13 protein-coding genes are annotated in these 14,213 nt (G+C 32.2%); 1 reads left to right on the top strand and 12 read right to left on the bottom strand.

Going from position 1 to position 14,213, the window contains the following annotated elements; all coding sequences use genetic code 11:
- Positions 1-10 precede the first annotated feature (10 nt).
- The 12 genes from B3040_RS09965 to rsmH form a co-directional block, all read right to left on the bottom strand.
- Complete coding sequence (locus B3040_RS09965; protein ID WP_291572775.1) at positions 11-673, bottom strand: YggS family pyridoxal phosphate-dependent enzyme; 663 nt, start codon at positions 671-673, stop codon at positions 11-13.
- Between the two features lie 155 nt (positions 674-828).
- Positions 829-1,545 carry a DUF881 domain-containing protein gene (locus B3040_RS09960; protein WP_291572773.1) on the bottom strand — a complete coding sequence of 239 codons (717 nt, stop codon included), beginning with the start codon at positions 1,543-1,545 and terminating at the stop codon, positions 829-831.
- A gap of 9 nt (positions 1,546-1,554) precedes the next feature.
- Positions 1,555-1,896 (bottom strand): small basic family protein, encoded by a 342-nt coding sequence (locus B3040_RS09955; protein WP_017415674.1) that lies wholly within the window; start codon positions 1,894-1,896, stop codon positions 1,555-1,557.
- Positions 1,897-1,906: 10 nt separating this feature from the next.
- On the bottom strand, positions 1,907-2,620 hold the full coding sequence (locus B3040_RS09950) for a DUF881 domain-containing protein (RefSeq protein WP_017415673.1): 714 nt from the start codon (positions 2,618-2,620) through the stop codon (positions 1,907-1,909).
- Between the two features lie 12 nt (positions 2,621-2,632).
- Positions 2,633-3,436: a cell division protein FtsQ/DivIB gene (locus tag B3040_RS09945; protein WP_291572770.1), complete on the bottom strand. Its 804-nt coding sequence runs from the start codon at positions 3,434-3,436 to the stop codon at positions 2,633-2,635.
- 212 nt (positions 3,437-3,648) lie between these two features.
- A complete protein-coding gene (gene spoVE, locus B3040_RS09940; RefSeq protein WP_291572767.1) occupies positions 3,649-4,755 on the bottom strand; it encodes a stage V sporulation protein E in 1,107 nt (368 codons plus the stop codon).
- 21 nt (positions 4,756-4,776) lie between these two features.
- On the bottom strand, positions 4,777-5,733 hold the full coding sequence (gene mraY / locus B3040_RS09935) for a phospho-N-acetylmuramoyl-pentapeptide-transferase (RefSeq protein ID WP_291572765.1): 957 nt from the start codon (positions 5,731-5,733) through the stop codon (positions 4,777-4,779).
- A gap of 13 nt (positions 5,734-5,746) precedes the next feature.
- Positions 5,747-7,123 (bottom strand): UDP-N-acetylmuramoyl-tripeptide--D-alanyl-D-alanine ligase, encoded by a 1,377-nt coding sequence (locus B3040_RS09930; protein ID WP_291572763.1) that lies wholly within the window; start codon positions 7,121-7,123, stop codon positions 5,747-5,749.
- On the bottom strand, positions 7,124-8,572 hold the full coding sequence (locus B3040_RS09925; RefSeq protein ID WP_291572761.1) for a UDP-N-acetylmuramoyl-L-alanyl-D-glutamate--2,6-diaminopimelate ligase: 1,449 nt from the start codon (positions 8,570-8,572) through the stop codon (positions 7,124-7,126). It lies immediately after the preceding gene.
- A 341-nt stretch (positions 8,573-8,913) separates the two neighbouring features.
- A complete protein-coding gene (locus B3040_RS09920; protein WP_291572759.1) occupies positions 8,914-11,112 on the bottom strand; it encodes a stage V sporulation protein D in 2,199 nt (732 codons plus the stop codon).
- Between the two features lie 23 nt (positions 11,113-11,135).
- Positions 11,136-11,618 carry a septum formation initiator family protein gene (locus B3040_RS09915; protein ID WP_291572756.1) on the bottom strand — a complete coding sequence of 161 codons (483 nt, stop codon included), beginning with the start codon at positions 11,616-11,618 and terminating at the stop codon, positions 11,136-11,138.
- A gap of 27 nt (positions 11,619-11,645) precedes the next feature.
- Positions 11,646-12,578 carry a 16S rRNA (cytosine(1402)-N(4))-methyltransferase RsmH gene (gene rsmH / locus B3040_RS09910; protein ID WP_291572754.1) on the bottom strand — a complete coding sequence of 311 codons (933 nt, stop codon included), beginning with the start codon at positions 12,576-12,578 and terminating at the stop codon, positions 11,646-11,648.
- A gap of 519 nt (positions 12,579-13,097) precedes the next feature.
- Here rsmH and ychF point away from each other — a divergent pair.
- Positions 13,098-14,195, top strand: coding sequence for a redox-regulated ATPase YchF (gene ychF / locus B3040_RS09905; RefSeq protein ID WP_291572752.1), 1,098 nt, complete (start codon positions 13,098-13,100; stop codon positions 14,193-14,195).
- Positions 14,196-14,213 lie beyond the last annotated feature (18 nt).

The raw sequence follows: 14,213 nt of genomic DNA, 5'->3' as shown, positions 1-14,213 counted from the left end.
CTCCCAAAAATTATTTATTATAATTTCTTTTTCCAAAAATACCTTCACCCAATCGAATCAAGGTTGATCCTTCTTCTATGGCAATCTTATAATCTCCAGTCATTCCAATAGATAAAACTTCCATAGTAATATTCTTAAAGGTCTCAGTACTTAAATTTCCATAAACTTTTTTCATTTCATTGAAGTATTGCCTGCAGCTCTCTTCAGTTCCAATTGGAATTGTGGCCATAAGGCCTCTTACTTTAACAGAAGTGCACTGTTCACAAGCATTAATTAAATCTCGCAAACTTTCTATGTATACTCCTGTCTTTGTTGCTTCTTTTCCAATATTGATTTGAATAAGAACATTTGCAATTTTGTTTTTGGCTGAAAACTGCTTTTCAATTTCCTCTAATAATTTAATACTATCAAGTGAATGTATTAAATGAACCTTATCTACTAAGTATTTAACCTTATTTCTTTGAAGGTGACCTATCAAGTGCCATTTAATATCTTTTGGTAGTTCATCAAACTTTTCACTTAATTCTTGAACCTTGTTTTCTCCAAACTCTCTAGCTCCTGCATTATAAGCTTCAAGGATTTCTTCCACACTCCTAGTTTTGGATACAGCTAATAAAGTTACATCCTTTGGAATTTGCTTTAAAATATCTAAATAATTTTCTTCAATTGACAACTTTACTCCTCCTTGCATACCCAATTATCTGCTTATAGCTTTAGGTTATCCTAGGTTACAATAGTACTATTCCTAGTATTCTTCATAACCTATGAAATTCCTTCAATAATTAATAAATTTTTAAATTATTTTAATTATTTGGTAATAATTTATTTTTATTTTTCCTTATATGGCAATATATACTTATTTTCAGTACTGCCATTATAGGCAGGAATTACAATTTCTGAGGAAGTTTCCACTTCAACATAACACTTTCTTGTCTTTAATTCCTTTACCTGATTTTTCTGAGTATCTAAGAAACTTTTTAGTACATCCTTATTTCCTATAGCAGTAATATAAAAAGGTCCTATTACGTTAACTCCATCAAATCTTATAGAAGGACCCCAGCAAATTCCTGAAGAATTAAAAACAATTCTCTGGTCATTTATTGCAATAGCCTCGGCGCCAGCACTTCTTAAATCATTAATAACCATTACTAAATCGGTGTCATGAACTAACATACCACTAGTATAATTTCCACCAAACATAACCTCTGGAGCATCGCTGAGTGTAATTTTAACTCCTTCTCCCTTAACAGGGACTTTTCCTAAAACAATTCTATTTTTTTTAAGTTCTTCTGTAATATCCCCTAAAATGTCCTTATTGCTTTTTGAATTCATTTCAAAGTCGTTTACTTTATCTGTTAACTCTAAATATTGCTCTTGGAGATTATAAATTTCTCCTTGAAGCTTAATTCTTTCATTGTAAGCTACCTCATATTCTTCTACATCAAGTAGTTTACTACCTTTTCCTAAATTCATGTTCATTGCAATTAAAAGTCCAATGATAATTGAAGCTATAAACAAAAAAATACTTGCTTCATTAGTTTGCATTTAATCACCTCAATGACGAAACTTTGAACGTTCCATAAGTAGTCTTCTTATTATTGCAAAATTAGTGAAAACCCTTTGTCCGAACACAATAATTGCTGCTATATAAATTGGAATACCTAGCTTATCACCTAAATAAACCATTAAAGCTGCTAGTACAGCATTACCAAAAAATCCTGAAACAAATATATCTGGTCTAAAATCTTTATTCAAACTTGATCTAATTGCTCCAAAGATGGAATCTATGCAAGCAAATATCGCTACAGATATATAGGGAGAAAATTTTAAAGGAATATTTACATTCCAAACAACACCTAAAACAATCCCAAGAATAAGTCCAACAAATGCAACCATTTAATCACCCCTATTTTTCAACCTCTTTAACATATTCATACTTTAAGGCATCTTGTCCTTTTTTTATTACTACTTCATCGCTAGATTCTATTGACACTTCACAGCTGTTTTTAAGATCTACAGAGATAGTTCCTGGAAAATTCGTAGCATTTTCTAAATCTTTCTTCTTCCCTATAGCTTTTATAGTTACTCTTTTCTGCGGCGAAATTCTCTCATTATTTATGATAATACCATTTCCTGCAGTTCTAATTCCGCCTCTATTGGTTAGTCGTATATCATTAATAGAAACTGCTTCGGCCCCTGCAGCATTTAGTTCATTCACAATCCCTAGTAAATCAAAATCAATAATTGGTTGTCGATTTGCTGGAGCAGCAAATAAATTTGCTTTAGGAGTTATATAAATAATAACTCCTGGACCTTTTACATCAGTAAGACCAGCTCTTAGCCTAGTTTCTTGAAGTTCTTGCACTAATAAATTACTTTCATCAGTTTTCCCAGCAGCTGCATTTTCATAGTTTTGTGACTTCTCTATAAGCTCATTAACTTTTTTCTCCAATTCATCCTTTTGCTTTTTAAGTTGCTCATTCTCAACAAGGATTTCTGGGCTTTGCTTATTTTCTGCCACAACCTTCTGCTTCTCACGCATATTTAATTGAGAAGTTACCATAAATCCAAACAATAAAAAAATTAGTCCTATAATTAACTGGTAAATAAACTTCTTCAATGTACTAACCTCCTATTCCTGTTTATAAATTACTGGGTTACCGTTAAAACTTACATCCACGTAGCCTTTAAACCCTTTAAACTGTTCATCGTTTAAAATGCTAAATGCTTTAGAAAGTTTATCTTTCATATTCTCAGTGGTCCCCAGTTTCACCTCAGCATTACCTATTAAAACTTTTATATCTACAAGCTCATTTAACTGAATAGAGGAAACTACATTGGTACCAGCTGCATTGTTATTATAAACAAAATCACAAAGTTCCATTATAGCTTTCTTTTTTTCCTCACTATCTAGTGGAATAACATCACCTATTTTTGCAGTAGATAAATCAATTCCTTCTATCTTTGCTAATGTCATACCCTCAATACTGTCTCTTCTTTCTAGTACAATTGCATTACTGTCAATTATATAGAATTCTTCATTGTATGCTATATAAAACATTGCCTTTCTCTCAGCAACTTCAAGTTCTACTTTATTGGGCAGCGACCTTTTAACCTTTACACCTAATACATATGGATTTCTTAAAATTTTAGTTTTTACAGTACTGGACTTGAATTTAAAAATATTGCTACCATTACTTAATTCAGAAAGCTTCATTATTTCTTCTGAATTCAAAGTGCTGTTACCTGACACCTGAATTTCACTAATATTAAAATACTCTAAGTTAAAACTTAAAGTAAGCAATACAGCAACCATTATCACCATGGCTATGATACTCCGTCTAATAACTCTTATCTTTTTCTTTTTATTTAATATTGCTTGTTTATTTTCAAGAATATATTTTCCATATTCTTTTTTATTTTTATTATTCGTCATTTCCTCACCACCATAAGACTCTCAATAAAACTAATACATTTACACATACAATAATACCACTAATTAGAATTAAATTCATTATAAATTACCTAAATAATTAAAAAAAGTGACTTACTATATAAGCAAGTCACTTTTTATTTACAGGAATCCTGAATATGTTTAAAGTATGGTTTAATACCTTCGTAGATCTTCTACTATTCATATTCTTTAAATTAAATATTACTATTGTTTTGTCTTGTTATATTAAGAAGAATTCCCATAAACATCATATTTATAACCAGAGATGACCCTCCATAGCTAATAAATGGAAGAGGTACACCTGTAACTGGCATTGACCCTGTAACTACTGCAATATTAATTAGACTTTGTAGTATTACAACAGCAGTTATCCCTGTTGCTAATAGAGCTCCGTAGACATCTTTGGCCTTAGCTGCAGCCATAATACCTCTCCAAAGAAAAATCACAAATAAAATTACAATAAACATACAACCAATAAATCCAAGCTCCTCTCCAATAACTGAGAATATAAAATCGTTATGCGGCTCTGGTATATAGAAACATTTCTGCCTAGACTGTCCTATTCCTACCCCTGTAAGCCCACCTGATCCTAAAGCTAACAACGATTGTACTAGTTGATACCCTGTAACTTGAGAATCCGACCATGGATCTAAAAAACCTGTAATTCTCCTCATCCTATAGGGTTCCAGTATTATTGCAGCCACAACTAATCCAACTAACCCCAATCCCATTTCCGCTATATAGGAAAACTTTGTGCCTCCTATAAAGAGCATAGCCACAGTAACTAGCATTATAACTGTAGCAATACTAAGATTTTTCTCAAGGATTACCATTCCTGCGAAGAAACCTGCAAAAGCAAGATGTGGTATGACTCCCTTGAAAAACAACTTAATTCTCTCACCTTTTGCTTCAATACTCTTAGCAATATATAGAACAACTACATACTTTGTGATTTCTGAAGGCTGAAAAGAAGCAGGGCCTAGCCTTATCCATCTTTGTGCTCCATTTACTGGTGGAAATGCAAAAACTAAACATAATGCAATAAAGGTAAAAATGATTAATACTCTAGTATATCTTTTGAATTTATGATAATCAGTATTTAATGTAAATATCATAGCTCCAAGCCCTATACCAGCCCAGAGTAGCTGTCTCCAAAGGAAATATTCTGCATCCTCATATTTGAAGGCTGCAAAATATGAACTAGCACTATAAACCATTACTACCCCAACAGTAACTAGCATTAAAATTGTCGCAAAAAGTATAAAATCTACTTCTCCCAATTTCATTTTGGGTTTCTTCATATTCAATCCCCCTATAGTATTTTAATGTGTTATTGATAGAAATCCTATCAAACATAAAACTACTGTAATAATAGAAAAAACTGCTACGATCTTACTCTCATGCCATCCGCTTAGTTCAAAATGATGATGAAGAGGACTCATTTTAAACACTCTTTTTCCTGTAAGCTTAAAAGATATAACTTGAATAATTACAGAAAGTGTTTCTACTACGTATATTCCTCCAACTATTACAACTAGGAGTTCTAATTTTAATATCATAGCTATAGCACCTACAGCCCCACCTAATGCTAGTGACCCTGTATCCCCCATAAATATTTGTGCTGGATAAGAATTATATCTTAAAAAGCCTAAAAGGGAACCAGCTAAAATCCCACAAAATATGGATAGAGTGTAATACCCCATACCAAAACTTACAAGTGCGAAGAAAGTCATTACTAACAATGTAATAGAACTAGCTAATCCATCGAGTCCATCTGTTAAATTAACTGCATTAGTAGTTGCAGCGAAATAAATTATTATACATGGTATAAAAAATACCCCTAAATCAAAAGTCTTTGACGTGAAAAATGGTATCATTATATCAGTGCCAATTTTATTTGATGCAAAATATCCTAAGAAACCTGAAGTTAATACAAGTAGAATCATTTTTTGGTAACTTTTTAGTCCTTCATTTTTCTTTTTTATAATTTTTAATGCATCATCTAAAAGTCCAATTATTCCAAAAGCCACTAATGAGTATAATGCAATCATAGCCTCATCTTTTGGGTTTCTAACAATTACAATCATGGTTATACACGTTGCAATAATAAAAATTATGCCTCCCATTGTAGGAGTTCCTTGCTTCTTCTTATGGCTTTCTGGGCCTTCATCTCTAATGTTTTGACCAAACTTAAATTTATGCAGCATTGGAATAAGAAATGGTGCAATTAAAAGTGCGACTAAAAAAGCAACTAGCACTGAATATACAACTTTACTCATACTCTACCCCTCCCTAAACAGTTGTCCTTTGTATCCCACTAACAATATGTTCAAATTTCATGGTTCTAGATGCCTTTACCAAAATTACATCTCCATCTTCAATAGTGGTAGATAAAAAATCTAATAATTCTTCTCCAGTGTGGAAGGACACAAGGTTTCCATCCCCAAATCCACTTTTAAAAGCTTCATTGAATTCTCCTGCAGTTAGCAATAAATCAACATTACACTTTTTCGCATAACTTCCTACTCTTTCATGAGAATTATAGGCCTCATTTCCTAACTCTTTCATAGTACCAAGTACTGCAATTTTTCTTTTGCCCTCATAGTTTTTAAGAACTTCTAAGGCTGCTTCCATAGAGTCTGGACTAGCATTGTAAGCATCATTTATAATTATATAGTTGCCACAGTTTATAATGTCTAATCTCATAGAAGTAAATTCTAACTTCCTTATTCCTATGGAAATCTCATCATATGTCAACCCTAGCTCCCTAGCCACAGCTATGGCAAGCAAGGAATTTAATACGTTATGCTTACCTGGAACTCCAACCTCTATTGAGCTTTCTGTTTCTTTTCCATTCTCAATTACATTAAATTTAATATGGTCATTATCTATAATTATTCTGCTTCCAACGAAATTATAATCATTTTCTAATCCTATTTTTATTATTTTATAACCCTGTGCTTGTAAATTATGAAGCATATCATTGTCTCCATTGATTATGAGCACATTTTTTTCATTGAAGAATGAAGTTATTTCCATTTTAGCCTTTAAAATATTGTCCCTAGTTTTTAAATTTTCTATATGCGATAAACCTATATTAGTTATTATTCCTATATCAGGCTTTGCAACTTTTGCAAGTCTCTCTATTTCACCTAAGCTACTCATGCCCATTTCTAAGATTGCAACATCATAGCTATTATCTAAGGAAAATACCATTAGTGGTAGTCCGACCTCATTATTAAAGTTCCCTTTAGTCTTAAACACCTTATATTTTTCGCTCAAAGCTGCAGCAACTAAGTCCTTTGTGGAAGTTTTCCCTGTGGATCCAGTGATGCCTATAACCTTTAATTTGAGTTTTTCTCTATAATGTTCAGCTAAATCTAATAGTGCTGTCCTTGTATCCTCTACATATATAATTGAAACCTCTTCAGCATAACCACTTAAGTTTAAATTTTTCTTATGAACTATACAAAGGTGCGCTCCAGATTTTATAGCCATATCTATGTAACTATGACCATCAAAATTTTCTCCAACTAAAGCAAAAAATATATCTCCAGCACATACCTTTCTGCTATCTATCGAAACCCTATTAAATTGGGTAGTTTTCCCTTCTTTCAACACTTCACCTTTAACACCTTTAACTACATCTTTTAAAGTTATGGTTTCCATCTATAACTCCAGCTCCTTTATAATATCTGCTACAACTTTTCTTTCATCAAAGTCAATAGTTTTATCCTTTAGTATTTGATAAGTTTCATGTCCTTTACCAGCTATCACAATTATGTCACCTTTTTTTGCTAAAGACATGGCCCTTTTTATAGCTTCTTTTCTATTTTCAATTAGTTCATAATTATTTTTCTTAACTCCTGCTTGAATTTCCTTTAAAATGCTATTAGGCTCTTCAGTTCTAGGGTTATCAGAAGTAATTATTGCAAAATCACTTAATTCTGTACCTATTTCACCCATAATAGGTCTTTTGGTTCTATCTCTATCTCCGCCGCATCCAAATATGCAGATAAGCCTTCCTAGAGTAAACTCTCTTACATTTTTAAGTATATTTTCTAAGCTATCTGGAGTATGAGAATAATCAACTATAACGTCAAACCCTAAGTGATTATTTAATGTAACTATTTCACATCTTCCTGGAACGGTTACCTTTTCTAAAGCACTTTTAATAGTATAGATATCTATGCCTTCATTTAAAGCAGCTCCAATACACCCTAAGGCATTATAAACATTGTAAGTCCCTGGAATAGACAGTTTAATTACTACTTCTTCATTTCTATTATTTAAGGTGAACTCGATGCCTCTTGAATGTAGCTTTAAGTTATACCCTTTTAAATCACTAGGCTTTTCCAAAGAATAAGTAGTTATATTACTTTTAACTTGTTCCACTATTCTTTCGCCGTAAGAATCATCTATATTCACTATAGATTTATTGCTCATAGTAAATAATTTAGATTTTGCATTAAAGTAATTTTCAAAGGTTTTATGAAAATCTAAGTGATCTCTTGTAAGGTTTGTAAAAATTCCTTCTGAAAATTCTATTCCATGAACTCTATGTAGTTCTAAAGAGTGAGAAGAAACTTCCATAACACAATAATCCACCTTTTTCTCAACCATTTCATTAAATAACTTCTGTAACTCTAGAGATTCAGGTGTAGTTTTATCTGTATGTATTTCTACACTACCAATATAATTAGCTATAGTTCCTATTAATCCTACTTTATATCCTTTTTCTTCTAATATAGCTTTAAGCATAAAGGCTGACGTAGTTTTTCCATTAGTCCCTGTAATTCCTATGATTTTCATCTTTTTGCTGGGATTTCCATAAAAGTTTGCTGCTGCTATAGCTAATGCTTTCCTGCTATCATCCACCATAATATAAGTTATCCCTTCAACTTGTTCCACAGGTTTTTGAATAACAATAACTCTTGAACCATTTTCTATAGCTTTATTTATAAATTTGTGGCCATCTAAATTAAATCCTTCGATAGCAAAAAACATGTCTCTTTCTTTAACTTTTCTGCTATCATATTGAATACTATTTACGTGTATATCTTCTTTTCCTGATAACATACTATACTCTATATTTTCTAAAAGATTTTTAATCTGCATTTTTTCACTCCTTTATAACTTTATCTAAACATAAATAACTTAATTATTGTTGAATAAGATTTAATAATGAACAAGTTCATTTTGTAGAGCAGCTTTGGAAGAAGATTTGACTCCTACGGAAATTTATTTTTTATCACAGCCTCCCACATTAGAGGTATGGGCGAATTATCCTTCCAAAACATCATTAAATATCATGATAAATTCCTTACTCCAAAATATGTTTTAACAAGGGAAATCCGGTAGCACAGCAAAGCTGTAGGCTACCGGTGAACTATACTTTATCATATTATATTTATACACTAAATCACTATAGTATGCAACAAACTACCTTTTGCTTAGAATTAATCCGCAATAACTTGTAAGTGGCAAGTTATAACAGTACCCTTCTTTACATGTTGTCCTGCTTCAATACTTTGTTGTCCTACAACACCTTCTCCAACAAACTCTGCCTTAAGCCCAAGATTTCCCAGAAGTTCTCTTACAGCCTCAGGTGTGGAACCCATTAAATCTGGTATTACTACAGTGCTATCAGTGTCTGATTGTTTACCAGTATAGAGAATTATTTCGCTTCCTTCTTTAACCATATAGCCTGGCTTTGGACTAATATCAACTACATATTCTCCATCACCTTCAATTCTATACCCCAACCCATTATCCTTTAAACCTTTAGTAGCATCAGCCTTCTTTTGCCCTCTAATTTCTGGTATAACCACATCTTTCTTTAAGCTCTTTTGAATGTCCTCTGAACTTGCGTCTGGCTTTAATGCATAATAGTTAAATATATCATTAAATAAGACTTTTCCAACTGGTGCTGCAATTTGTCCAGCATAATATAAAGATGGATTTGGTTCATCTATAGATATAAACACAGTGACTTTAGGATCATTTGCTGGAGCCATTCCTGCAAATGAAGATATATATTTTCCTTGAGCATATCCCCCGTTCACAGGATCTACCTTCTGTGCTGTACCTGTCTTCCCAGCTATATGATATCCAGGTATATAAGTCTTAGAGGCACCTCCACTAGAAACTGTAGCTTCTAGATGACCTCTCATTCTTTCCATAGTTTCTGGTTTAATTTCTGCCCTCTTATTATAGTTTGAAAAAGTAGCATCTATTATTCTATTGTTGTCTCCATCATAATGTATTACTTCCTTCATTAAATGTGGAGTTATCAAAGTTCCTCCATTTGCAATACTGTTAAAAGCCTGCATGTACTGAATAGCAGAAACAGTGTTGCTTTGTCCAAAGGAGATCGTCGCTAAGTCAGTTACTGATATTTGTTCAGTTGGTTTGACAATTCCTTTAGCTTCACCTGGCAAATCTATCCCTGTTTTCTTGCCAAAGCCATATTTATATATATATTCATTCAATGATTCTTTTTTCATTCTTTCTGCTAATATCATAAAGCCAACATTACAGGAATTTTTAATAATACCTTCAAAATCTAAGGGACCATGACCTATAGTTTTCCAACAGTGAATTGTTCTTCCCCCAATGGTTAGTCCACCTCTACAGTTAAAGGTTTCTCCTTCTTTTAAAACTCCTTTTTCAATTGCTGCTGTAGCCGTTACTACTTTGAAAATGGACCCAGGCTCATAGGCATCACTAACAGCTCTATTCCTCCAAGTTTTTTGTGTTTCATCATCGCTTAGCCCTTCTGGCCATGGATTGTTTGGATCATAATCAGGTTTATTAACCATTGCTAGTATTTCCCCATTCTTAGGATCCATTACAATTACAGACACTGCCTTTGCATCATTATCCTTTAAAGCTTGTGAAGCAGCTTTTTCGGCAAAATATTGAATATTTTCATCGATGGTTAAGACCACGTCTCTTCCATCTACTGGCTCTGTGTATTCAGAAATCTTATAAGGTAAATCTTCACTCTTTTGATCTGTCTCAGCTATCTTTATACCTGGTACTCCAGCAAGGTATTTGTTATACTGAAGCTCAGTGCCTGTCAATCCTTCCCCGTCGGAGTTGGTATGTCCTAAAATATGAGCTGCAAAACTACCATTAGGATAGTACCTCTTAGTATCAGGTGATATTACAAGGCCACGAAGAGAATTATCTTCAGAATATTTTTTAATTCCATCTGCCATATCCTTTTCAATTCTTCTCTTTAAAATTGCTGCCCCTCTAAGTTTTCCATTAGGTAGCGGTCTAGTTAATATATCTAATACCTTTGCAGAATCCATTTGAACAATTTCTGCAATTTTAGGGGCTATAGTTTCCATAGATAACTTTTGATCCTCAAGACATTTCCTAAGGGCATTAAGATCTAAATCTACCCTATAAACATTAGCACTAACTGCTAGTTCCTTCTCATTTCTATCTAAAATTCTTCCACGTTTTGCATTAATCTTAACATCACTTGTCCATTGTTGTGTTGCTCTAGCCTTATATGTATCACCTTTTACGAACATAATGTAACTGATTCTAACACTAAGTCCAATAAAAATCATGAATACTAAAATAAGAGCATAAAGCATTCTTTTTTTCATTATAACTTTGTCTCTAAATTCTTTTTTTGCCACCTATACTCCCCCAATAACTAAAATTAAAATAAGAAATCCTTTACCTTGCTTAGTAATTTCTTAGATGAATTTTCTGCTTTTTTTTCTTCACGGGGTAATTCAATAGCTTTTAAATTACAAAACACTGCACTTCCTGCCACAGGTCTTACCATTTTTAATTCTTTCGTAGCTACTTCTTCAATGTAACTAATATTATTAAATTTTAATAATTGCACTTTTAAACTTTCATTTTCTTCAGCTAAACTACTAATTTGACTATTAACTGCAATAAGTTTTTTTTGTGTTGAATAAATTGAGCTATATCTAAAAAGTATAGTAAATGCAATTGCAAAAGAACACCCTAAAGTTCCTGCAAACTTTAGTGCCTTTATTAACCTTTTTCTTTTATCTTCAGTTTTCTTTTTGACCTGCTCTTTAACTTTTACCTTTTCCTTAGGTAAAGTAGTTGTAGTTGGTGCTAGCACCGTATTTCCTTGTATTGAATTACGCTCATTCTCTAATAACATTTTACGACCCCCATACCGTTTTTAGAACTAAATTTTCTCAGCTATTCTTAGCTTAGCACTTTTACTCCTTGAATTAACCTTCAACTCTTCTTCTGATGCCTCAATAGGTTTCTTAGTAATAATATTAATTATTGGAGTTTTTTTACAAACACACATCGGTAGTTCCTTGGGACAGTTACAAGGATCTTGAAGGTCCTTATACTTATTTTTCACTATTCTATCTTCTAATGAGTGGAATGTAATAATGGCAATTCTTCCTTTAGAATTAAGAGCTTCAATACTGTTGGTAATAGCTCTATCTAAAATATGTAACTCTTTATTTACTTCAATCCTAATTGCTTGGAAGGTTCTTTTTGCTGGGTGCCCGCCCTCTTGCCTGAATCTTGCAGGTATTGAAGCTTTAATTATATCTACTAGCTCAAAAGTAGTTTCTATAGGCTTTTTCTTTCTCCTATCTACAATTATAGTGGCAATTTTTTTAGCAAACTTTTCTTCTCCGAAGCTTTTTATAACATCATGTAATTCTTCTAAACTATACTCGTTTACAACATTGTATGCAGAAAAGGGACTTTCCCTATTCATTCTCATATCTAAAGGAGCATCCTGCATATAGCTAAAGCCCCTTTCTCCTTCATCTAATTGATAAGAAGAAACTCCTAAATCCATAAGAATTCCATCTACTTTTTCAATATTAAGTTCTTCAAGGATATCTTCAATATTATAAAAATTATTATGAACAAAAATTACGTTTTCATAATCTTTCAATCTTTCTTTAGCTGCACTAAGTGCATCTAAATCTTGATCAATACCAATTAACTTACCCTTTCTAGACAGTTTCTTTAAAATCTCTAAAGAATGTCCTGCTCCACCTAGGGTGCAATCAACATATATTCCATCTGGTTTAATATTTAAACCTTCAATACATTCCTGAAGCATTATTGAAATATGCTTAAACTCCATGTTCATCTTCTCCTTCTACGAATAGATCTGTGTATATTTTTAACATTTTTACAAATTTATTTCATAAAACTTTAAAATAAATGTATAATAGGTTATTACCTATCATATTATTCTATGCCTACCTAAAAATTCCTTCAAAAATGTGAAGGAATTATTGCTTTTTTTTGTGATTTTATAATTTAAATTTCAACAGCCTTTTCATTTACAAATACTGTAAAATACTGTAACACACAGGGTTTATTTATTACATCATATTTTTATTTATATACCCCATTTTTGCAATTTTTTATTCATTTTTAGTCTAATTATATTATACAATAAAATTTCTATTTTTTACTGTTGTTGAAATAAATTAATTTGTAGAGTATAATTTAAAAGAATAATTTTGGAAAATATAATATGTAAAGAATAATATTATTTACTCATAATATGTTATTTATAGGCTTTTAAGGTGAAACTCTTAGTTAGCTTTCACTTATAACCTATATCATGTATTATCATTGAAAGGAAAGAATATTTATGAAACTAGGAATTGTTGGATTACCCAATGTTGGTAAAAGTACTCTATTTAATGCTATTACTCAAGCTGGTGCTGAATCAGCGAACTATCCCTTTTGTACAATTGAACCCAATGTAGGTGTAGTTAGTGTACCAGATAAACGTCTTGATGTACTTAAGGAAATTTATAATTCAAAGAAAAAAGTTCATACTGCTATAGAATTTTATGATATTGCAGGTCTTGTTAAAGGTGCAAGCAAAGGTGAAGGCCTTGGAAATAAATTCTTATCACACATTAGGGAGGTATCTTCTATTGTCCATGTAGTTAGGTGCTTTCATGATGATAATGTGGTTCACGTTGAAGGCTCAGTATCCCCAATTAGAGATATCGAAACTATCAATTTAGAGCTTATCTTCTCTGATCTTGAGGTGTTAGACAGAAGAATGGAAAAATCTCTAAAGTTAGTTCGTTCTGGAGATAAAGTTGCAAAAGCTGAATATGAAATAATGGAAAAAATAAAGAAACATCTAGAAGATAACAAGCCTGTAAGAACCCTAGAGTTTACAGATGATGAAAATACTTTTGTAAAAAGTTTATTTCTAATTACCTCAAAACCAGTACTTTACGCTTGTAATATAAGTGAAGAGGACCTAATGTCCGGTAACTTAGAAAATGATCTAGTAGAGAAAGTTAAAGCCCATGCTAGTTCTGAAAACTCTGGAGTTATAATTGTTTGTGCAAAACTTGAAGAAGAGCTTTCTACTTTAACTGATGAAGAGAAAAAAGATTTACTTAGTGAATATGGACTAACTGAATCAGGACTAGATCAGTTAATAAGAGAAAGTTACTCTCTTTTAGGTCTAATGAGCTTTCTAACTGCTGGTGTTCAAGAAGTAAGAGCTTGGACAATTAAAATGGGAACTAAAGCTCCTGAAGCTGCTGGAAAAATTCATAGCGACATTGAAAGAGGATTTATTAGAGCAGAAATTGTTTCCTTTGATAAGTTAGTGGAATGTGGTTCTGAATCAGCGGCAAAAGAAAAGGGCTGTTATAGATTAGAGGGTAAAGAATACATCATGCAAGATGGAGATGTAGTTAATTTTAGATTTAATGTATAAAAAAGGGGGATATCCCCC

The organism is Clostridium sp. UBA4548, assembly GCF_002387895.1.
Classification (GTDB): Bacteria; Bacillota; Clostridia; order Clostridiales; family Clostridiaceae; genus Clostridium_J.
Note: the sequence above shows the minus strand (reverse complement) of the source record. Positions and strands in the feature narration are given on the sequence as shown.

Bases quoted from the DNA above. Each gene is read 5' to 3' on its own strand.
- B3040_RS09960 (WP_291572773.1), bottom strand. From the start codon at position 1,545: ATGCAAACTAATGAAGCAAGTATTTTTTTGTTTATAGCTTCAATTATC.
- B3040_RS09955 (WP_017415674.1), bottom strand. From the start codon at position 1,896: ATGGTTGCATTTGTTGGACTTATTCTTGGGATTGTTTTAGGTGTTGTT.
- B3040_RS09945 (WP_291572770.1), bottom strand. From the start codon at position 3,436: ATGACGAATAATAAAAATAAAAAAGAATATGGAAAATATATTCTTGAA.
- spoVE (WP_291572767.1), bottom strand. From the start codon at position 4,755: ATGAAGAAACCCAAAATGAAATTGGGAGAAGTAGATTTTATACTTTTT.
- mraY (WP_291572765.1), bottom strand. From the start codon at position 5,733: ATGAGTAAAGTTGTATATTCAGTGCTAGTTGCTTTTTTAGTCGCACTT.
- B3040_RS09930 (WP_291572763.1), bottom strand. From the start codon at position 7,123: ATGGAAACCATAACTTTAAAAGATGTAGTTAAAGGTGTTAAAGGTGAA.
- B3040_RS09925 (WP_291572761.1), bottom strand. From the start codon at position 8,572: ATGCAGATTAAAAATCTTTTAGAAAATATAGAGTATAGTATGTTATCA.
- B3040_RS09915 (WP_291572756.1), bottom strand. From the start codon at position 11,618: ATGTTATTAGAGAATGAGCGTAATTCAATACAAGGAAATACGGTGCTA.
- rsmH (WP_291572754.1), bottom strand. From the start codon at position 12,578: ATGGAGTTTAAGCATATTTCAATAATGCTTCAGGAATGTATTGAAGGT.
- ychF (WP_291572752.1), top strand. From the start codon at position 13,098: ATGAAACTAGGAATTGTTGGATTACCCAATGTTGGTAAAAGTACTCTA.